This window comes from Salinarchaeum sp. IM2453, assembly GCF_019693215.1.
Classification (GTDB): domain Archaea; phylum Halobacteriota; class Halobacteria; order Halobacteriales; family Salinarchaeaceae; genus IM2453.
This window is the reverse complement of sequence record NZ_CP081183.1, coordinates 1,663,956-1,684,872: the sequence shown is the minus strand read 5'-3', so window position 1 is coordinate 1,684,872 and position 20,917 is coordinate 1,663,956. Positions and strand designations below refer to the sequence as shown.

The window sequence follows — 20,917 nt, the reverse complement described above, 5'->3', positions numbered from 1 at the left end:
GTCGGTACGAGGAACGTGTTTCTCACTGTTGGACATCCTACTATTCACCTCCACATAAGTATATATTGATTTACAGAATATAAATCCTATCCCAGTTTACTCGCCAAATTTGTCGGATAGTATTTTGATAGTATTTTAAAATAATCCAAATTTATTCACATATTATTTTCAAATAGTATGCAAATATGGCTTCTGAAAGTCGCCATATTAGTCCAACAAAGACTCCACTAAAAAGCATACTATAAATATAATATTTATTATACTATCGAGCCCGAGCTATCATTTCCATGCCACTGGATATCATGCGCAGAGACACGGTGAAACAAGTCATTTTCAGAGGCTAAGCTATGTAGTTATGATGTCAAAATAGGGATAACGCGTTTAGTCTCTAATTCTTATTCGTCTCGGATTTCGTTGAGACGTTGACGGCCGGGTTCAATTAGTTCATCGAGATATGTTGCAAGCGTTGATTTGGCATCTGCTGGATGCAGTTCTCCAGACTCAAGTGCCTCTGCCAGTGCCTCATAGGATTCGTAGGTCACATTGCCACCATACTGGTCCGGTCGCTCAACGGTAACCGAATCAAACCGTGGGAAGATATGATACTGGAAGAGTTGGAGTACAGGATTCTCCCGTTCGTTCCCATCATCATCTGGTTCTGGGTCCCGCGTTGGTGGACAATATGCACTGTTGACGATCTCTTCAATATCTTCGGTTGTTTCTTCCATCGAGATTGTAACGCCATCCGAGGAGGACATCTTGCCAACGCCCGTCTCCAAGTCAGCAAGAATTGGAGTATGCAGACATGGTGGTGATTCATAGCCGACTGACGGCAGTTCTTCTCTGGCGAGCATATGGACCTTTCGCTGGTCAAGGCCGCCAACGGCTAGATCGACATCCAGATACTCGATATCCAGTGCCTGCATAAGCGGGTACATTACGTGAGAGACCTTTGCAGTTTCATCGCTCTGAAGCTCGGCCATCGCTCGCTGTGCGCGATTAAGCGATGTTGAAACTGCCATCTCATGGAGATCAAGCATGTACCCTTCAGAGAGTTGGAATGATGATCCATAGACAAATTCGACGTTGTCTTCATCCAGTCCGTATGCCAAAAACTGTTCGCGCATTTGCTTGGCAATAGCATCAATTTCCTCAAGCGTTCCTTTGCCATTCAGGTATGCATGAACATCAGCAAGTAAAACGACAATGTCCATTCCGGCCTCTTGCAATTCGATCAGCTTGTTTGCAGTCAGCAGGTGGCCAATATGCAGAACTCCTGAGGGCTCGTACCCGACATACGCCTTTTTCCCATCTGGATCCTCAGCTATTTCCTGAACCTCCTCCTCCGTGATCGCTTCAACGGCATTCCGAGTAATCAGCTCATACGTGCCCATGTTCTGATGGAAGACAGGCAATGATTTAGTGGTTTTGTCGTACGTTCAACGGCAAATACTCAAGGCAATTCCAGTACAATATCTCGACATGACTGATACCCGGAAGGAAATTCTTCTTGCACTGGCAACAGAGGCCCAAACGGGACCGGCATTAGCTGAGCAACTGGATATCTCTCGAGCCGCCGTTTGGAAGCATATCGAAGCACTGCGGGAACAAGGATTTACGATTGATTCAGCGCCTTCTGGATACACACTTGCGGGTACCCCAGAGTTTGGCGGACTGGTTGTCGAGTATCAACTTGACGCACCATTTACTGTTGTATATGAAGATTCGGTAACCAGCACTAACAACCGAGCTCGGGAGTTGGCAGCTGAGGGAAAAGAGCAGATGGTTGTACTTGCTGATGAGCAGACAACTGGAAAGGGACGGCTTGATAGAGGGTGGTCATCTCCATCTGGAGGAATCTGGATGTCAATATTACTTCGGCCAGATCTTCCGCCAGTACATACGCCTCGACTGACACTGGCTGCTGCAGTTGCAGTTACAGAGGCAGCACGTGAACGCGGGGTTGATGCGGGGATTAAGTGGCCGAATGATGTGTTGGTCGGAGACAGTGAAGAAAAATTGAGTGGTATCCTTACCGAGATGGAAGGAGAGGCTGATCGAGTGTCATGGGTTGCAATTGGTATCGGTATCAATGCAAACATCGGAGCTGAGGATCTTCCTGAGGGGGCAACAAGCCTGCAAGAGCAGATTGGGACAGTTGATAGAGCCGCGTTTACCCGGGATGTGCTTGATCGATTCTATGAACTGTATCAACATCCTGACCAGATCACCGCACGGTGGCGCGAGTATGCAGTGACGCTTGATCGGCCAGTTCGCATACAGCAGCCAGGAACAGAAGTTACGGGGCGGGCAGTCGATATCGAAGAAAATGGAGCACTGCTGATCGAAACAGAAGATGAGACAATATCGGTGAGCGCCGGAGACTGTGAACACTTACGACAGCAGTAGTTACTGTCGGAAATCATCTAATGTTGCAGGATAGCCACGAATGTCATTGATGAGCGTCTCGATATCGATACCGAGTACGTCTGCTGCTTTCCGGCCGATGCGTTCACGTACATCAGCCGGTGCGTACACCCCAAGACGCCACTGAGATGTCTGGACTTCTCGTAGTGCTTCGACCAGCGGTGATTCTCGTTCAAGTGGCCGTATTTCACCGTTGACAATCACCTGTGAGCCACTTTCTTTGATGCTTGGTCGGTCAGGGATATCAATAATCACATCCGTTTCCGCGACGCCCGCTCGATCAGCAATTTGTTGTTCCCACTGTTGCTGCTGTGCGTGGTCAGCCTCGCGCACATCAGTTGGGACATCAGAGAGTTCTGCCCACAGTGCACGCTTGAAGAGGGTTCGTGTATCAAGCCGGTTGGCATACGCTTCCGTCGGTGCATGATTACGAAGGGCTGTTCGCAGAGCAGGGTCGTCCATCCGGCGAACTTCGTCAGCAGTAATATCAGTTGTCTCTATTAGTTGGTCAGTAGCTTGACGGAGGATCGATTTACTGATCCTGGCAACGTGATGATTGTACACAGTCGGGTTCATCAACGCCCGGGCAATAAGTAGGCTTTCTGCGGTCTGTACGTTGCCTTCTGAGAGAACCAGTGACCCATTTTCAAAAGTCAAGGCTCGGACCAGCCGCTCATGGTCAATTGTGCCATATGGAACACCGGTGTGATGGGCGTCACGGACCAAATAGTCCATCCGATCAACATCCAGTTCTCCAGAGATCAGATCGCTGAATTGGCCATCTCCAACGATTAGGTTAATGACTTCAGTCGGTGAGATATCGTGTTCTTTGAGTATCCGTTCGATGTCCGTTCCGTTGATGATGTCTGCCACTTCATCGTGGGATTTGCCGATATGTCGTTCAAGAACATCTTCGATATTATGACTAAATGGTGCATGACCGATATCATGCAGTAGCCCAGCAGCGCGTAATGTTTCGGCACGTTGGTCATGGATTGGCAGATGTGACAGCGATCGGTCAACAAGATGATACACGCCGATACTATGCTCAAAGCGTGTATGATTTGCGGATGGATATACCAGTGAAACAGTCCCAAGCTGTCGAATACGCCGCAGTCGCTGTACTGCTGACGAATCCAGCAGGTCCCGTGCAACACCCTGAACATCAATGTGCCCATGTACGCTATCCTTGATCGTTTTCACGGTATTAACATGTAAAAGTTAGATAGACATCAGCAAGTGTCTTTGGGCAAAAAGGCATCACAGACAGAGGAGTGTCGCCACTGCCTACGATCACAAGAGCGTGTCATAGAAAAGTTCGCACGGTCTGTCTATCCGAATCTTATTACTAGCTACCTGCAAGACTTAGCACTTGTAGTCAGCACGAAACTATGGCCAGAGCGGGTCAGTGTTTCCGGTCGTCAGCCCAAGTTATCTACTCATCAAGATCAGCGTACAACCGGCTTAACCCACACTCAGAGCAGACGAATGCGTTTGCATCAAATTGCTGTTTCATTCCCAGCGAACCAAGAATTCCATCTTTTCCCTCATCTGAGACGAATCGTAGTTGATGCCCTCCTGCATGGAGTTTCATTTCCTCCATTTTAACACCGCAATCCGGACAACAAGGAGTGCTTTCATTCATCGACTACAGATTCTATCTGTCGGAAGATTAGTATTGTTGTGCACCACTCATACGCGCCTTCTATCCTGCATACCAGTACGAATACCACTCTCGTCACGTTGTGCTTCTGTTGATCAGTTCATGATTCTACAGACCGACTGAGATTGATTCTCTGACACGCTGAGTACGATCTAAAGAGTCAATTAATCCTCGTCAGAACTCTCGACATTTTCAGTTTCGTCGTCGGTTTCATTTTCAGCATCTTCGACTGCATCCTCAGTTTCATTCTCGATATCTTCGGCAGCACCGTCGTCTGAATCTTCTTCAATTTCTGTTTCAACCTCTACCTCAATTTCGAGGCCGTTGGTTTCGAGCTCAGCTGTTGCTTCTTTTTTCTTGCCGACTTCAATCTCCAGTTCGTCTGGCTCAACCTCAACTTCAACCTCGACATCGACGTTGATGTTGTCAGACATACTTAGAAATATGTCGCTGGTATTTCTAATAATTTTGATTTTTTGCTAAAACCGGACAGTCATTCACAGACCAAGTCAGCTTTTGTGCAATATTCGCTTTTTATGTCCAAGAGGCAGATTCCAAAGAAGTTTGTCAGAACGGCCACCTGTAGCTCAGTGGTGATTACTCGCCAAAAGGAAAAGAGGTCAACCTACAGCAGACGTTTCTGCTGAGCCGTAACGTTATACGACGTCGCTGTATTCTTCGTGTCCGTGAATCTCGACGCCTTCTTCGGTGATCTCAGCAAGGTAGACACCGTTTCCAGATCCAGTGTCTCGTTCTGCTGCGCTTTGAATACCGCGAGCAGCAACAGTTTTTGCTTCTTCGTTTGACATGCCTTCTTCGTATTGCTGCTCAAGTGTTCCGTGTGCAAGCTGCATGCCTGATCCAGTTACGGTGTAGTCATCTTCCATTACACCGCCAGCTGGGTCAATACTGTAAACGTGAGCACCCTCATCATCGACACCACCAAGGATTGGGTTGATCATGAAGAATGGCCCGCCGCGTGCGAAGTTACCTGCAAGTGTTGAGAGCGCTTCCATGCTCATGTGCTCGCCACGTCGCGTTTCATACAGATTCGCTTCAGCGCGGAGTGTCGAAATAAAGGATTGTGCTCCACCGACAGAACCAACAAGTGTGAGGGCAGCAGTTGGATGAATTTGTTCAACCTTCTGAACGTTTTTGTTCGAGACAAATCGTCCAGCAAGACTGGCTCGCTGGTCCGTTGCAATGATAACGCCGTCTTCAGTCGTAATACCAATTGTAGTAGTTCCCGTTTTGTTCACATTCTGGAGATCTTCCATCGTGTAGTCATTCTTTGGCCGGGATCCAATTTCCGGAGAAAAAGGATCAGTCATGGAATCGTCCGGCTGTTGTCCGCCCATGCGCTGAGAGATTTGTGAGTCAAATCGTGGTTGTCGCATTACCCATGGTTAGTATTCCCGAACATAAAAAGGCCCCCGTTCAGTGATGTACTGCTCCTTTCAGAACAACGCTTCCTGAAGGTGAATATTGAGCTAAATATCGCTCCTTGAGGTGTGTAACAGGTAAATAAACGCAAGCAGCACTAATATACGGTGTATATCAGTCATACTGTCAACAAACAATAAGTATTACAATAAGTCTGTTACCGGCAAGGGGTGCAAGTCTGGAATGATCTAGCTGTTGGCTGGAAGTTCGAACGTTGTTGTTGTCTTGGTCGAAACTTCTTCGGGAGGGATTGTCCGGCCATCAACTTCAACAGATTGTCCGCTCGCTAATTTGCCAAACGCTGGGCCTTCAGGAACGCCGAATGTTTGGGCTTTCTGTGGGTCAAATTCTGACGATTCTACCTGAATGCGTGTTTGTTCTACAGTAACCGTGTCGTATTTCTCGACGAGTACGTCTTCAATGTCAGAGATTAATGCGGCCGGCACCACAGTGTCACCATGTCGAGGTTCAGTTGTGTTAATTGCAATATCGGAGCGGGCGCGGTTCCCATTCTCGGCTGTTGTATATCCAACACAGTGTGTGTCGAGTAGCCCAAGAGTCCTCTCACGATCAATGCCTTGTATTGTGTCGATAAGATCGGTTGGCAAGGATAGATACTCAATATCGTCGGGGCGGACCTTCGCAGCTTGTGTTCCAAATCGAGTGCCAGAATCAGTGCTACCTAATGTTGATTCGACCTCCGCCACTACTGACAATGGCACGTCAGTTGTTTCTCTGATCCACGTTTCACTGAGCGGAGTATACCCACGATCCTCAAGTCGGGAACGGAGATTTGGGTGCTCACCATCAAACACAACATACTCAGTGTCACTCTGGTCGAAGATTTTGCTGAGCGTGTCAGTACCGCCTTTGAGATCGTCTAGCGACCAGTTTGCAGCAATATGCCCCACAGCCCAGTCAGTTTCCTTGACGATCCGTGTGAATCGGGGCGCATAGTGACCGCCGCCGATACCGACCACTTGTCGTTCTGACTGTGGTGAAACACCCTCCAGTTGCAGAATTGCCTTCGCTACTGCTTTTGCCGCTGCCGGATCTTCCCATTGCGATGTGTCACTGCCAACTTCAACAAACAGAGATGGTGCTCCAACCGTTGTCGGTCCATGGTGTGTACACTCCATGCCAACATCGTAGCCTTCTGGAGCCACCGACTCCAGTTCGTGCAGTATTTGTTTGGTTGCATGTGGTGCAGCTTTGGCAAAGGACTGTGGCATGCCACCGTACTCTGCTGGTCCAAAGTTTCCGGTGTGATGTGCTGTAAGTAGCTTTCCTGTTTCTCCAGAATGCCGGGACGGAAAGACAATGAGATCTGGATCATCAAATCGTTCTGCGACATTCTCAAGCTCAAGGTGCCACTCATCAAACATCCGCATCTCGAATGAATCAGTATAGTAAACCGTCCCCCCGCCCTCTGCCTCCGGCTGTGTCTGATCACGCCGAGTGTCCCAGTCACATATCTCGCGAAGTTGTTCGCCGATGTGAGCTGATGCAGTGTCGGCCTGGCTGACGACAATCCCAATCACAAGGTATCACTGATATTGCTATACGTGAGTTTACACCTTCACAGCTTTGATTGTCGACCGCCAGTGCTTTTTGCTCGGTAACAAATCCCCGTATATGGACGTATATGGTCTGATTGGGAATCCAGTTGGGCACTCATTGTCTCCACCGATGCACGAAGCTGCGTACGAGGAGTTAGGGATGAATGCACGGTATGTAACATTTGAGCCAGAACCGGAGGCGATTGAATCTGTGATTACTGGAGCACAGGCACTTGGTATCCAAGGCCTGAACGTGACCATTCCGTTCAAGCAAGATGTACTTGAACAGGTCACGTGTGATCCAACAGCAGAACGGATAGGGGCTGTAAATACGATTGACTTCAGCACTGACCCCCCGACAGGATATAATACAGATATTACAGGAGTAATTCGAACATTCAAGCACCACGATATCACGCTTGAAGACAGGACAGCCGTCATTATTGGAGCAGGTGGAGCTGCTAGAGCAGTTGCATTTGCACTCGCTGATGCAGGTGCAGAGTTCCATATTGTAAACCGAACTGAATCAAAGGCAGAATCACTTGCAGCTGAATTAGAAGGCGCAACTGCAGGTGGGCTTAGCGAACTTCCTTCGGTCCTACCAGATGCTGATATTCTAATTAATGCAACCAGCGTAGGAATGGAAGAAGACCAGTCACCAGTCTCAGCAGAGTTACTACATGCTGACCTAACAGTCTTTGATGCGGTGTATCGCCCATTGCAAACGAAGTTGCTTCGTGATGCACAGGCTGTTGGGGCAAAAACCATTGACGGTGCGTGGATGCTTCTATATCAAGGGGTTGCTGCGTTTGAGATATGGACAGACAAAGAGGCTCCTGTCTCAGCGATGAACCAGGCGCTTCGTAACCGTTTGGAGTAGCCACGTTACAGCGGTAGCAAGGCGAAAGCCCATCGGCTTTAGCCGTGGGATGAAGCCGACATGATATGCCACAAGCTACGCGACACAGACCAGTTGTAATCCCAACGTTTATTTTATCAGAGGGGTTATCATTCTGCGGACATGTGACATGCTGCTGCGGGGAACGTGCTCATGCTCAAGCTGGCCACGAGTGCGTCTTAACTCTTGCACTCACACACCTTCGCAGCCCAACCAGCAGCAGTTGGCATGTCATCACAGGACTCCCGATCCGTGGCTGGAACGGAGAGTCAGGCCGATGGCCCGGCCTGCTGCTCACGGTGCTGGACGCCCGTGAGTGTCACTCCGTCGTTGGAGGGCAACACTGAGCGGATACTCAAGACGCCACACCCACACCGTGTGGGCCGAAGGTGCATCAGCGAACCCGCAAGTTCACAGCCGGGGTAATCGATCTGGTTGGATTACCCACGGAGGAATTCCACGGCTTTAGCCGTGTGGAGGAGGTCAATCGTTACTGAGCAGTTCTTCGGCCTGATTGATCCAGTTGTCAATTCGACTTGCTGAAATGCCAGTTTGCTCTGCAATTGCTGCTGAGTCGGCTTCAACCAGGTCAGCAACGGAGGTAATGCCAGCGTCATTAAGCGTATCCCTTCGCGATGGGCCAATTCCGTTTATCTCGGTCAGTTCGTTCGTATCGGTAGTTGCATCAGATGAGTCCTGCTCAGGCTCGTGTTCTACGGTTATCTGCACACTCTCTTTCTGTGCTGGTGGTGAACGGAGGCCAAGTGCAAAACGTAGCCGCCGGATATATCCTTGCATATATGATATATTGTTGGCATCCCATACAGGTATTTCGGCTGGCTGTGTACATACTGATTACTCAGTGATATGGAACCTCTGATGTCACAACTATAGTATGAAGCCGTTCCAGTAGTCCACTGGAGTTGCCAGATTCTCCGAGACCACAAAATGATTATTACTGGCCAATAACTAGGCAGTACATGGTTGACCCGACGGTTGTGACGGGAAAAGAGGAATTTATTCAGACAGCGGCGTCAGTGGAAGAAAAGACTCGGGTCCCAGTCGAGCTTCGGACTACTGTTGCTGATCCGTTTAGTGCATATCAGCGTCTGCGATATCGAGAAGGCGGCGCGTTCTTAGAAACAACAGGTGGCCAGTCTGGCTGGGGGTACTTCGGGGTCGATCCGATGTACTGGCTGACGGTCTATCCAGATGGAACGGTCGTTGATGACGAAACAAGCAGTGGAGGTATCGCTGGCTTCGACGGAGCAACGGATTCACATACACTTACTGCACTGCAATCATCGCTAGAAGAGGAACAGCTTGCACGGGGATCATGCACTGTTCCGTATCCATGTGGTGCGATCGGTTGGCTTTCGTATGATGTAATCCGGGAGATAGAGGATTTGCCTGACAAAACAACTGATGACAGGCAGCTCCCACATGCACAGCTTGCATTCTATGATACGTTGGTCGCGTGGGAGGAACCACAGTCAGGTCCAGTTACGTTGCATGTTACTGTATGTCCAGAAATTACGGACACAGGATCACTAGAACAAATATATTCACAAGCAGTCGATCGGGGAGCACATCTAATCGAGCAGATGCATTCCGAGACGATGAATGTACCTGTGGGACAACCAGCCGTTGAAAACACAAGCCAGATCACATTCCAGAGTAATTGTGGCAAAACGGCCTTCGCTGAGCGGGTGCATGATGCTCAGCAATACATTCGTGACGGAGATACCTTCCAAGCAAATATCTCGCAACGATTACAAGCGCCAGCAGCTGTACCCCCGGTTTCTGTGTACGATGCCCTTCGACAAGTGAATCCAGCACCGTATTCTGCATTACTTGAATTCCCAGCTGCCGACTTGGTCAGTGCATCGCCCGAGTTACTACTTGAATATGATCAGCCACAGATCAGAACCGAACCAATTGCAGGGACGCGCCCACGTGGCGATACACAAACAGAGGATGAGCACTTGGAAGAAGACCTCCTGACAGATGAAAAAGAGCGAGCAGAGCACGCAATGCTTGTTGATCTTGAGCGTAATGACCTTGGAAAGGTATCTAAGTATGGGAGTGTGAACGTAACCGAGTACGGTCGGATTGATCGGTATTCAGAGGTAATGCATCTCGTATCGCTTGTGGAAGGCGAATTACAATCAGATGCAACTCTTGCTGATGCAATCGCAGCGATGTTCCCGGGTGGGACGATTACTGGAGCACCGAAGCCGAGGACAATGGAAGTAATTGATGAACTAGAGACTACACGGCGTGGGCCCTACACCGGATCAGTAGGAATCTTTGGATTCGACAATCGAGCGATACTCAACATCATAATCCGGACACTGGTTCGACGTGCAGATGCGTATCATCTTCGGGTCGGAGCTGGTATTGTTCATGATTCAGTGCCAGATCAAGAATTCGATGAGACGCTCGACAAGGCTCGCGCATTGATTAACGCTGTTGATGAGGCGCTTGGAGATCAGCTGCAAATGACTGTCGAGGAGGAATCTGACCATGTCTGAGCATCAAACGTATGACATCCGAATTCTCGTAATTGACAACTATGACTCGTTTGTGTATAATCTTGTCCAGTATGTTGGCACCTTTGCTGATGAGGTAATCGTCCGCCGCAATGACGCAATCACAATCCCTGAGATCAAGAAGTTAGATCCTGACGGAATTATTGTCTCTCCCGGACCGGGAACGCCATCAGATGCAGGAGTTACAATGGACGTTTTTGATGCGCTTTCTCGTCCAATTCTTGGTGTCTGTCTTGGACATCAGGGGCTTTGTGCAACACATGGCGTTCCAGTTCGACATGCTCCGGAAGTTGTTCATGGAAAGCCATCAGTTATCGAGCACGATGGTGCTGGACTCTTTAAAGGGCTCCCAGAACGAATCCAAGTTGGCCGATACCACTCACTTGCTGTTGATCGAGACGAACTTCCAGATGAGTTGATTGAAACTGCACGGACGGTTGATCGTTCCCAAGAAATCCAGATGGGCGTGCGTCATCGAGAACACCCACACTTTGGAGTACAGTTTCACCCGGAGAGCATTCTGACGGGCAAGACAAATGGGACCGATGAGACATCATTATCAATTGGCCACCATTTTGTGAAGCGTCTGTGTCAATACGCGATTGACCATGAGTAAGCAATACCACCTCAATGGGAAGCTTGTTTCTCCAGACGATGCAGTCATCCCTGTCCGTGATCGAGGGTTCATGTATGGTGATGCGGTCTTCGAGACAATGCGGGGGTACGGAGGTGAGGTTTTCAAATTGGATGCGCATCTGGATCGGCTAGAACGATCCTGTTCGATGTTATCACTAAATCATGGAATTGATCGATCAGAACTAATCTCACGAGTTAACGAAACTATCGAGGCAAATCCGTTTACTGACGCCTACGTAAAACTCTCCATCTCACGGGGAGAACAACCTGGGAAGCTGACGCCAAAAGAAACGGTAGACCCCACTGTTGCAATCGTTATCGCTGAGCTTCCTTGTGGTGGGATCGACGGAGAGCCAGTCTGGGATACACCGGCAACCACAGAGATTGTCACGACTCGAGGAGTTCCAGACAATGCAGTTCCGTCAGGCGCCAAAACCCATAATTATCTCAATCAGATTTTAGCTCGAATTGAGCTATCCGAAACGGCAGATGAGGCATTATTATTAGATCAATCCGAGAGGTTACTGGAAGGAGCAACGAGCAATTGTTTTTTCGTACAGGATAAGACACTCCACACTCCGACTGATTCATTAAGCTTGCTTCCTGGCATTACCCGGAAAGTGGTGATAGAACTGGCCAACAAACATGAGATTCCAGTAAAAACTGGATCATACGGTACAGACGCACTGAAAACGGCCGATGAAGTCTTTTTAACAAACTCAACATGGGAAGTTCGCCCTGTAACCCAAATTGATGACACAGAATTTTCCATTGGCCCGATCACAGAAGCATTGCAGACAGCATACAGCGAGATGATTCAGTCAGCATATTACTAACTATCAAGTAAGATAATCAAGTACAGTAACAGAGATCTACAGGGAAAGCAGGCAGCGTGTCTCGGAGCTTGACCCCGGGTGCTTCACACCGACTCGATTTTAAACACAGGGTCTTCAATGGTCTCACTTTTGCACTGTGGACATCGAGATGGGATATTAATACGATCATCAAACCGATCAAATCCACAGTCTACGCATTGTGGCGGTTTAACAAGCATTTGCTGGTCTGTTGTATCGATGCTCTTTGCAATGTGTTCGAGATGTCGCAACACATTCGATGATGTTGTGTCACACTGCTCAGCTAACTGTTGTGGAGTTTGACTTTCCTGTAGGAGCAGTTGTTTGAGCTGCTGTCGTGTGGTCTGTGTATCATCACTCATAATCGACTTGTGTACAGTTCACTGTACAGAATTGTAAACGATAGCGTTATCCGAAAGCAATCGTGCCAACAACTGCAGCAATCGCGATCACGACAACGAGAATGAGTGCCCCGATGAGATAGGTTCGCTGTCGTCCGACTTGGCTATTTAGTCGTTCATTCTTTGTTTTGGTTTCCTCATAGTCTTCTCGAAGATCCTGGAACTCTTCGTAAACTGTTCGTAGAAGCTGTATAATGAACGCGCGCTGTCGTTCAATATAGCGATCGATCTGATCACCTTTCTGACGGTATTCTGTTAGCTCTTGGTGCATCGATTCCTGAACACTGTTCTGTGCAGTTTCAACATCGATCAGATCGTATTCTTGGTGGCGTTCTTTGAACATCCTCCAAGCACCTGGGTCTTCGATCAGCTCAACACGGAGTTGACGGATAAACGCATCAACAATCTCCTCGGCATCAGTCTCACGACTAGTGTCAAACACATCCTTAAGGGCGTCTGTTAGCACCTCATCGAATCTGTCAATCTCTCGTCGGTCAATTCGGTCACTAATAAAGGCGTCTCTGTGAGTAACTTTTGGTAGATCATCCCCGGGAGTTTCATCCTGCGAGATCGGCTCGTTCAGCTCTGCTTCTTCATCTGGAGTGGGAACTGCCTCGGAGAGATATGTCTGAACATCCTCCGATTTCAGAATCGTAAGAAGCAATCCATCGGTGATTGCTTCGTAGTTCTGAGCCGTTTTGGCAGCTGCGATATTAACCTTCCCCATAAGCTGGCTGGCTTCCTCTTGCGAGAAGCGCCCGGTGGATGGACTAAGCAGATCAGCGAGATAAGGGACGAGAAGTCGCTCTGTCATACATCTAGAACAACGTAGTTATCATTGTTTAAGTTACTGGGTGAAGTGTCTACCATGTTACTGTTTCTGAGAGATTAACAATCAGTCTAACACCACAAGACTACAGCACTATTAGGGAAATCAGAGAACTGAAGGCTTGAATTCTAGTCGACACGCAGAAGCATAGTTCTAGTATAAACCTGAAACACAACGGGAATTAGACACAAACGGCGATTGCGCAACGAAATCCAGAACTTGTGCCGAGCTTAGCCAGATTTGTTTCCGTGTTCGGATTGACATTCCCCACGGGGACAGTCGTTGGATTCCCGTGGTACCGTACCGCTTGGGTTGGAGGTTCAGATTCCTTGAGCGGCTAAACCGCCTCAGGACAGTCATGCCTGCGTCTCAAGGGCAACACTCCAAATTCAAGCTCTCATGTTGATTAGTTTCCAGTTGTTGGCTTCGTCCACACCGCTAAAGGAGTGGGCTGTTGCCTCGCACTTTCTATAATTTGAATCCATGTTACTGGGAGCGTCGTGTATAGAGGAAATTCTTGCGGGAAGTAATAGGTCGGGTTCAATGATCTGTTGCAGTATACTGGGTGCTATAGCCGTTTACAGACAAAATCACGTTTGGCCATCCAAAGCCATCATATATACTCAAAAATTAACGGCAATTATTACTGATGTCTGGTAGTATCCCTCTATATTACGGGGAATGACATTGATTTATTTATATAGTGTTATATCCGTATGTGAACGAAAGCAACACTGAGTTTATATCGAATGAATCATCTCGACGTACATTTCTTGGCGGTGTAGGAGCAGCGGGAATTGCAGGTATCGCTGGTTGTAGTAGTCTCTTTGGAGAAGATGCTGATATTCGGATTTCTGGGGGCGTAGGACCGCTTCCAATGGTCCAAGTCTGGGCAGAAAAGTATGAGGAAGAGACAGGAACTGTGATCGATATTGCTGGTGGTGGGACAGGTGTTGGAATTTCAGATTTGACAGGCGACCAAGTTGATGTAGCAATGATGGGCAGAGAGCCATTTGACGATGAGGTGGATCAAGGCGTGTATGAAGTTGCAATCCTACGTGATACAGTTGTTGGGACAATAAACAAGGATAACCCGGTCAGGGATGAAATTGAAGAGCAAGGTCTCTCCCGGTCAGACCTGGAAGATATCTTTACCGATGAAGTAGACACTTGGGACGAGGTAGTTGACACAGATGTTGAGGGAGAAGAAATTATTGTCTACGGACGATCAGATGCATCAGCCGCCTATAAGAAGTGGGGTGCGTTTCTTGGAGAAGGCGATGAAGAATATACCCAAAGCGAATTAAATGACGCATCAGATGGGAATTTTGATGGCGATCAGCAGGTTGCAGAAGCTGTTGATGGTGAAGAGAATGCCATTGCGATGAATAATGTCAATTATATTTGGGACTTTGAGACGGGAGAGCTCGACAGCGATGTTCGTCCTGTGCCAATAGATCTCGACGGAGACGGAACGTTAGGTGAAGATGAAGACTTCTATGATGATCGAAGTACATTTTTAGATGCAGTTGATGAAGGAACTTATCCATCACCGCCGGCGCGTGATATGTTTTTGGCTACAATAAACGAATTTGAAGGAGAGGTCTATGATTTTGTTGAGTGGGTACTAAGCGATGAGCAACAGGATATGGTTCGAGAGAATGGATATGTACCGATTAGCGAAGAGAAATTAGAAGCACAACGGCAACGCTTGGACGAATCGGTTGATCAATGACAGAAGAGAGTAATGTAAAGCAAACACGGTTACGGCGGCGGTTGATAGTCGAACGGATCAGTAGCGGGTGGCTTCACATAGCGGGGTATTTTGCAACGGCCCTGCTGTTGGGGATTTTTGCATTACTAATCTGGGAGTCATTAGATCTGCTTGCTGAATATTCGCTTGTTCAGTTGATGACCTCAGCTAACTGGGATCCAGCGCAGGAAGAGTTTGGCTTCCTTCCAGCTCTTGTCGGGACATTGTACGTAACAGCGATTGCGATGATAATTGGAACGCCGATTGCGATTTTTGCTGCAACATATATCGCTGAGTTTGCAGAAGGGAGGTCAAAAGCAGTTGTTTCATCTTTTATTGATGTCCTTGCGGCTGTCCCTGGGGTTGTGTTTGGACTGGTTGGAATCATTGTGGTTGTGCCATTAGTGGGAGATTATATTGCACCAATATTTGGGGCACAGAGTACTGGATTGAGCATTCTTACTGCCGGGCTTGTCATGTCGATTGTTATTACGCCATATATGATATCAATGGCAGTTGAAGCATTGGAGTCGCTGCCAGACGAACTGCGAGAATCAGCACTAGCGCTGGGAGCAACACGATGGGAGATGATCAAGCATATCCTATACCGCGGAGCCGGTCCAGCACTAATCTCAGCAACACTTCTCGGATTTGGCCGCGTATTTGGGGCCACGATAGTTCCGACAATGCTCATCGGCGGCCAGACACAAATTCCAGAAAGTCCATTTAGCACCGGTCAGACACTGACTTCAACAATCGTCAATGACTTTGGCGAACTTATGACTCTTCCACTCACACAGTCCGCACTGATCTTTGTTGGTGTAATTCTTCTTACCGTGGTATTAGTGTTTAATCTAATTGCTACGGTCATCCGACGGCGGTTAGAACGGAGGTGGCAATACTGATGGATAGGTATCGAGAGCAGCGGTTCTTCGAAGCGGTTATCAAGGGCAGTGCAGCAGTGGTATTGAGTGTCCTAATACTCGTAATTGGTGTGACGGTATATCGAGGAGGCAGTGTTCTTATTTCTGATCCAACAATCATGATTACGCCTCCTGGAGGATCCTACATGCTTGACGCAGAGGGCGGATTTCTCCATGCTGTGATGGGAAGTATCCTAATTGTTGTTCCAGCGACGATAATCTCGACAGTGATTGCGATTTCTACAGCAGTGTATCTACAGAGTGACTATTCAAGCGAACGGTTTACAGACTACACAAATACGCTATTAAACTCACTGTGGGGAACACCTCCAATTATCTATGGTGTATTCGTGCTCACACTGATGATTGCAGCCGGAGCACGAGCTAGTCTTGTGGCTGGTATTATTGCCATTGGGATTTTCCAGTATCCAATTATTACCAGATACGTAGACGAAGCCTTGCAATCTGCACCAGAGCAAGTTCGTGAAGCAACGTATGGGCTTGGAGCAACGCGTATTGAAGCGTCAAAAATGATGATCAAGTCGGCACTGCCTGGCATTGTTGCAGGCGTTATCATGGGATTCGCCAGAGGAATTGGGGATGCTGCTACCGTACTGTTTACCGCAGGGGGAAGTACAAGAATGCCTGCTGGCCCATTTGAACCAGCAACGACACTACCAATTCTGATCTTTGAGCAGGCAGCGTCATTTAACGCTGAGTTACGAGCACACGCATATGCAGCATCGTTCTTATTAATTACTGCAGTCTTGCTGTTGATACTAATTTCAAAGCTACTGACAAGACGAATGTCACGCTTTACGATTGGAGGTAATCCACCATGAGTTCGGTACTTTACACTGAAGATCTTCGAGTAACGTATACCGGTAATCAAGAAGTAGAGGCGCTCAAAGGAGTTTCTGTTCAGTTCCCAAAGAACCAGACGACAGCCATTGTCGGTCCATCGGGCTGTGGAAAATCAACGTTGCTCAAATCATTAGATCGGCTTCATGATATACAAGGCAATGTTGAGATTTCAGGCGATGCGTATTTGGAAGACGAGCCAATTTACAATACGGACCGTCCTGTGCCGGAAATTCGCCGTGACGTTGGATATGTCCCACAGGAACCAACTCCACTGCCGTTGTCAATCTACGATAACGTTGCATACGGCCCTCGTCTTCATAGCTCACCTTCAAGCGAAGAGCTTGATAACATTGTGAGACAGCGACTTAAAGAGGTGGACCTCTGGGACGAAGTTAAAGACCGGTTAGATACGCCTGCTGCTGAATTATCAAGAGGACAGATTCAGCGGTTATGTCTGGCCCGTTCACTGGCTGTTGAGCCGAAAGTTCTGCTGTGTGATGAAGTCACCTCCGCACTTGATCCTGTTTCTGCTCAAAATGTCGAAGAAACTCTAGAGCGGCTAAAGAAGGAATATACAATAGTTATGGTGACACACAGTATGAAGCAGGCACAAAGGCTAGCTGATGAAGTTATTTTCTTGTATCTCGGTGAAGTTGTCGAACATTCCAGTGCAGAGACGTTCTTCAATAACCCTAAAGAGGAGCGGACACAGCGATTTGTCGAAGGAGAGGTAGTAGCACCCGATAAATCATAAAAAGCGGGTTCGTGCGATTAGCGTTGATATATTGAATTGCGCTCATCACCAAGTTGATTACTGTGTGAGTACTTTTCGGAGATAACACTTCGGTCAGTAACTTAAAGAACATATATGACTGAACATACGCCAAAAGCAGTCGTCTTGCTCTCCGGGGGTATTGACTCAGCTGTTTGTCTGCAGCAAGCACTCGACGAATACGAGAAAGTCGAGGCTATTCATATTGACTATGGACAACAGACAGAATCGATTGAGCGAAGCAATGCAGAAGCACAAGCAACAGCACATAATATTGATCTGCATACGGTAGATTATCGAACAGTATTTGCAGAATTTGCAGAAGGAACAATAGAAGACAAAGAGTATGATAGCAATCACATGGCTGAAGAAGGTCACAGTGTTGGATATGTTCCACAGCGAAATCTCCACTTTCTGACATCCGCAGCTGCCGTTGCTGAGCACCACACTGATCCTGGTGTTGAACTTGTTCTATTCCATGGTGCACAGTACAATGATAGCACAGATTACCCGGACTGTCGCCCCGCGTTCATTGAAGCAGCACAAAAAGCAATCAATAGATCAACTGATCAACATACAGTTACAATTGAGACACCATTAATTGATCTCGATAAGCCAGAGGTGCTAACATTGGGAGAGAAGTTGGGTGTTGATTGGTCGCTTACATTCAGTTGTTATAATGACCAGTCTGGAACTCCATGTGGGGAGTGCCCCGCCTGCGTCGAGCGAAAGGAAGCGTTCGAAAAAGCGGATATCGAAGACCCAGTTGTCGCACAGTGACCGAATTGACCTCCTCCCACCCCTGAAGGGGTGAGTTTTCGCCTCGCAATTTCTATAAAAGACTCAAGTACCCGGTTTGTCGTCCCAGAGATTAACGTGGAGTCGTGGAGTGTATCGATACCCGTGTTCCTGAGCCAAAGCAGCTACCTGATTGCGTTGTTGATCTAGTTCTTCACTGGTTGTTCCTTCTGGCATCAGTAGCACGTCCGTACCGTTGATAGCTGTTTCACTGTGTTGCTGAATATCGTCAACGAGCGTCTTGATTTCCTGTACATCATCACTGTCTGTAACGACAAATTTCAGTTGGTATGGATAGCTATCGATGAAATCAGCAAAACGATCAACATTAATTCGTCGCTTCTCATGCTGTTCCATCCATTCTCCATTGCCTGTCGGGTCTTTGTCTGTTGTTGGCGTCGAATTAGATAGCTTTGGGCTAATACTGGCTAGATCGATGGGTGCGTCTCGGTAAATTGTACCATTTGTCTCGACCGTTGTATGATACCCGCAGTCAGATAGTCGTTCCAACAATATCGTTGACTCTTCATGCATTAGTGGCTCGCCGCCTGTTAGCACGACGTGGTCTGCAGAATCAAACTCGTTTACTGCGTCAACAATGTCTTCGATACGCATCCACGAACCTGTTGGTTCCCAAGAGGTATGATAGGAATCACAGTACCAGCACCGCAGATTACATCCCGATGTTCGGATAAAGACCGAAGGGATGCCAGCGAGTTTCCCTTCGCCCTGTAAAGAGTAGAACAATTCGTTAATTGGGAGACTCGCTGCTTCTGGCGGCGACTCTGACCCCAGCTGTGAGAGATCTGTTGTGACTGGCATTAGAATGCTGCATTGAGTTCTGCAGTTTCTCGTACGGCAACAGAGACAGTGGTGATATTATCCGGCAGCCGATCTTTGAGTTTTTCCTCAAGTTTCACTGCCATTGCTTCCGCCGTGGGAGGACAGTCGAGCACGACAAGCGCATTTCGATCATCGGATCGTTCGAATGCTTCGATCAATGGGTCACCCTGTTCTACGAGAAATTTATGATCCCATTCGTCAATGATATCTTCTACATCTCCCTTATCGACGACCCAACCTTCTGCTGCAGTCAGTGTACCCGAGATCTCAACGCTGATTCGGTAGTTATGTCCATGTGGTCTAGAGCATTTTCCCTCATGGTGGAGCAAGCGGTGGCCAGAGCTGATCCGGATTGGGTTTTCTTCACCAATATACAATGTCCGTTCCTGTTCGGAGAGTGCGGCAGAGTTATCAACATCTTCAGATATTCTTTCAGGCATATCTGGATAGTATCGTAACCATGAATAAAAGACTACCGTCCCAAACGAGTTTCACAGGATCGGTACAACGTCAGCCGATTATGCACAGATAGACATAGATCAAAAGTGCTGAGATGGTACTCAAGTTGCAATCCTTATACACGCTTATACCGTTGGAAAATTAGATACGCAAGCGTGCCGAGAACGAATGCAGCACCGAGATTAATGAGGACTCCGATAGCTCCAATCCCAATGACCAACGGATAATTTTGTGCTTTCTGGATGCTCGTCTTGCCCAGCTGTGCTGCAATTAGCACCAAAATAACGCCAAGCATCGCAAGTGGATACGCCGCGACAAGGCCAGCACCAAGCAATGCAACGAGCACATATCCGATCCCCAGAAAGATATTTGCACCGGCAGTCCGGGCACCGAATGCATATTTTCCAGCGATGCCGCCGCTTCCGTGACACATAGGAAGTGCACCAAATGGAATTGCAGTCAAATTCATCACACCCATGCTATGTGATAAATCGTCAGCAGAGATATTTCGATCAAAATAATCATACAAGAGCACTGATGCAGCAAGTGCTGCATTACCCACAGTCATTGCTAATTGAATAGCCGTCGCCTCAAGTGTTGAGAAGTTAAGACTGGCTCCACTAACAAGAAAGAGTCCGCTGAAATCAGGACTTGTTGGCATCGAGAATCCTACCTGATAGCCTGCAACAATTCCTCCAAAGAGTAACACAATAATAGCCGTCAAGTTCCAATAGCCAAGAGCGATAATTCCTACAGCAACTCCTGCTGCAATAACTGCTAACTGAACGTCACCAGCACTAAGTTGTAGCCCGGTTTCTAAAAGCACAAGCCCAACACCGAGTTGAATTCCGCGCACGACCGGATTTCCGATATACTCTCCAACACGAGCAAGCGTTCCAGTTTTACCCATGACTATGAGTATCCCACCAAGGAGCAACCCGGCAAGAAGAAACTCTTCAGTTGTGATCGTTCCTGCCAGAATAAGTGCTGCTAACGCCTTCATGGGTTCGACAGAGATTGGGACGCCATAGTAGAGTCCCCAGACGATTTGGAAGATACCAAACCATAGAAGCATCATCGTGAGCGATAAGTCAGTCAATATAGCAACTGCAACGACAAGTGGGAGAACCGTAACCGAATCTCCTATCGCTCCGGTAATTTCGTTTTGTGTAAAACGAAGATCAATATTACCATCAATAAGCGGCATCTTACCCATCAAGCTCCGATTTTGTTCCCACACATA

General features: G+C 47.8%; 22 protein-coding genes. 10 read left to right on the top strand and 12 right to left on the bottom strand.

All coding sequences use genetic code 11. The features are described 5' to 3' along the window. Window positions 1-395: 395 nt before the first annotated feature. A complete protein-coding gene (locus K0C01_RS08130) occupies window positions 396-1,394 on the bottom strand; it encodes a tyrosine--tRNA ligase (RefSeq protein WP_221169216.1) in 999 nt (332 codons plus the stop codon). Between the two features lie 88 nt (window positions 1,395-1,482). Between K0C01_RS08130 and K0C01_RS08125 the strand changes: the two genes are divergently transcribed. Further along, the gene (locus K0C01_RS08125; RefSeq protein WP_221169215.1) at window positions 1,483-2,409 is read left to right on the top strand and encodes a biotin--[acetyl-CoA-carboxylase] ligase; all 927 of its coding nucleotides are present in this window, start codon (window positions 1,483-1,485) and stop codon (window positions 2,407-2,409) included. Here the strand turns inward: K0C01_RS08125 and K0C01_RS08120 are convergent, their stop codons facing one another. From K0C01_RS08120 to K0C01_RS08100, 5 genes are all read right to left on the bottom strand, one after another. Next, a complete protein-coding gene (locus tag K0C01_RS08120; protein ID WP_221169214.1) occupies window positions 2,410-3,630 on the bottom strand; it encodes an HD domain-containing protein in 1,221 nt (406 codons plus the stop codon). A gap of 232 nt (window positions 3,631-3,862) precedes the next feature. Next, window positions 3,863-4,072, bottom strand: a complete 210-nt coding sequence (locus tag K0C01_RS08115; RefSeq protein WP_221169213.1) for a hypothetical protein — start codon at window positions 4,070-4,072, stop codon at window positions 3,863-3,865. 182 nt (window positions 4,073-4,254) lie between these two features. Beyond that, window positions 4,255-4,524, bottom strand: coding sequence for a hypothetical protein (locus K0C01_RS08110; RefSeq protein WP_221169212.1), 270 nt, complete (start codon window positions 4,522-4,524; stop codon window positions 4,255-4,257). Window positions 4,525-4,746: 222 nt separating this feature from the next. Continuing rightward, on the bottom strand, window positions 4,747-5,487 hold the full coding sequence (gene psmB / locus K0C01_RS08105; protein ID WP_221169211.1) for an archaeal proteasome endopeptidase complex subunit beta: 741 nt from the start codon (window positions 5,485-5,487) through the stop codon (window positions 4,747-4,749). A gap of 234 nt (window positions 5,488-5,721) precedes the next feature. After that, a complete protein-coding gene (locus K0C01_RS08100; RefSeq protein WP_221169210.1) occupies window positions 5,722-7,074 on the bottom strand; it encodes a D-aminoacyl-tRNA deacylase in 1,353 nt (450 codons plus the stop codon). 94 nt (window positions 7,075-7,168) lie between these two features. On the opposite strand from K0C01_RS08100, the gene K0C01_RS08095 reads away from it, so the two are divergent. Beyond that, window positions 7,169-7,972, top strand: a complete 804-nt coding sequence (locus K0C01_RS08095) for a shikimate dehydrogenase (RefSeq protein WP_221169209.1) — start codon at window positions 7,169-7,171, stop codon at window positions 7,970-7,972. A gap of 501 nt (window positions 7,973-8,473) precedes the next feature. On the opposite strand, the gene K0C01_RS08090 is transcribed toward K0C01_RS08095, so the two are convergent. Next, window positions 8,474-8,788, bottom strand: coding sequence for a helix-hairpin-helix domain-containing protein (locus tag K0C01_RS08090; RefSeq protein ID WP_221169208.1), 315 nt, complete (start codon window positions 8,786-8,788; stop codon window positions 8,474-8,476). A gap of 182 nt (window positions 8,789-8,970) precedes the next feature. Between K0C01_RS08090 and K0C01_RS08085 the strand changes: the two genes are divergently transcribed. From K0C01_RS08085 to K0C01_RS08075, 3 genes are read left to right on the top strand one after another with little or no spacing between them, the layout of a single operon-like run. Next, complete coding sequence (locus K0C01_RS08085; RefSeq protein WP_221169207.1) at window positions 8,971-10,524, top strand: anthranilate synthase component I family protein; 1,554 nt, start codon at window positions 8,971-8,973, stop codon at window positions 10,522-10,524. Next, on the top strand, window positions 10,517-11,158 hold the full coding sequence (locus K0C01_RS08080; protein WP_221169206.1) for an anthranilate synthase component II: 642 nt from the start codon (window positions 10,517-10,519) through the stop codon (window positions 11,156-11,158). The genes K0C01_RS08085 and K0C01_RS08080 overlap by 8 nt, the downstream gene beginning before the upstream one ends. Further along, window positions 11,151-12,014, top strand: coding sequence for an aminotransferase class IV (locus K0C01_RS08075; protein WP_221169205.1), 864 nt, complete (start codon window positions 11,151-11,153; stop codon window positions 12,012-12,014). The genes K0C01_RS08080 and K0C01_RS08075 overlap by 8 nt, the downstream gene beginning before the upstream one ends. Before the next feature lie 83 nt (window positions 12,015-12,097). Here the strand turns inward: K0C01_RS08075 and K0C01_RS08070 are convergent, their stop codons facing one another. Beyond that, window positions 12,098-12,394, bottom strand: a complete 297-nt coding sequence (locus K0C01_RS08070) for a transcriptional regulator (protein ID WP_221169204.1) — start codon at window positions 12,392-12,394, stop codon at window positions 12,098-12,100. Between the two features lie 46 nt (window positions 12,395-12,440). Continuing rightward, window positions 12,441-13,247, bottom strand: coding sequence for a hypothetical protein (locus K0C01_RS08065; RefSeq protein WP_221169203.1), 807 nt, complete (start codon window positions 13,245-13,247; stop codon window positions 12,441-12,443). A gap of 733 nt (window positions 13,248-13,980) precedes the next feature. Here K0C01_RS08065 and K0C01_RS08060 point away from each other — a divergent pair. The 5 genes from K0C01_RS08060 to K0C01_RS08040 all read left to right on the top strand — a co-directional run bounded on the left by K0C01_RS08060 (window position 13,981) and on the right by K0C01_RS08040 (window position 18,354). After that, a complete protein-coding gene (locus tag K0C01_RS08060) occupies window positions 13,981-14,997 on the top strand; it encodes a PstS family phosphate ABC transporter substrate-binding protein (RefSeq protein WP_255568242.1) in 1,017 nt (338 codons plus the stop codon). Further along, window positions 14,994-15,920 (top strand): phosphate ABC transporter permease subunit PstC, encoded by a 927-nt coding sequence (gene pstC, locus K0C01_RS08055; RefSeq protein WP_221169202.1) that lies wholly within the window; start codon window positions 14,994-14,996, stop codon window positions 15,918-15,920. Before K0C01_RS08060 ends, pstC begins: the two co-directional genes overlap by 4 nt. Continuing rightward, the gene (locus tag K0C01_RS08050) at window positions 15,920-16,780 is read left to right on the top strand and encodes a PstA family ABC transporter permease (protein ID WP_221169201.1); all 861 of its coding nucleotides are present in this window, start codon (window positions 15,920-15,922) and stop codon (window positions 16,778-16,780) included. Before pstC ends, K0C01_RS08050 begins: the two co-directional genes overlap by 1 nt. Next, window positions 16,777-17,556 carry a phosphate ABC transporter ATP-binding protein gene (locus tag K0C01_RS08045; RefSeq protein WP_221169200.1) on the top strand — a complete coding sequence of 260 codons (780 nt, stop codon included), beginning with the start codon at window positions 16,777-16,779 and terminating at the stop codon, window positions 17,554-17,556. The genes K0C01_RS08050 and K0C01_RS08045 overlap by 4 nt, the downstream gene beginning before the upstream one ends. Window positions 17,557-17,670: 114 nt before the next feature. Further along, entirely contained in the window at window positions 17,671-18,354 is a 684-nt protein-coding gene (locus tag K0C01_RS08040) for a 7-cyano-7-deazaguanine synthase (RefSeq protein ID WP_221169199.1), read from the top strand. A gap of 63 nt (window positions 18,355-18,417) precedes the next feature. On the opposite strand, the gene K0C01_RS08035 is transcribed toward K0C01_RS08040, so the two are convergent. The 3 genes from K0C01_RS08035 to K0C01_RS08025 all read right to left on the bottom strand — a co-directional run bounded on the left by K0C01_RS08035 (window position 18,418) and on the right by K0C01_RS08025 (window position 20,890). Beyond that, entirely contained in the window at window positions 18,418-19,194 is a 777-nt protein-coding gene (locus K0C01_RS08035) for a 7-carboxy-7-deazaguanine synthase QueE (RefSeq protein WP_221169198.1), read from the bottom strand. Next, window positions 19,194-19,655, bottom strand: coding sequence for a 6-pyruvoyl trahydropterin synthase family protein (locus K0C01_RS08030; RefSeq protein ID WP_221169197.1), 462 nt, complete (start codon window positions 19,653-19,655; stop codon window positions 19,194-19,196). Before K0C01_RS08030 ends, K0C01_RS08035 begins: the two co-directional genes overlap by 1 nt. A 134-nt stretch (window positions 19,656-19,789) precedes the next feature. Beyond that, complete coding sequence (locus K0C01_RS08025; protein WP_221169196.1) at window positions 19,790-20,890, bottom strand: putative sulfate/molybdate transporter; 1,101 nt, start codon at window positions 20,888-20,890, stop codon at window positions 19,790-19,792. Window positions 20,891-20,917 lie beyond the last annotated feature (27 nt).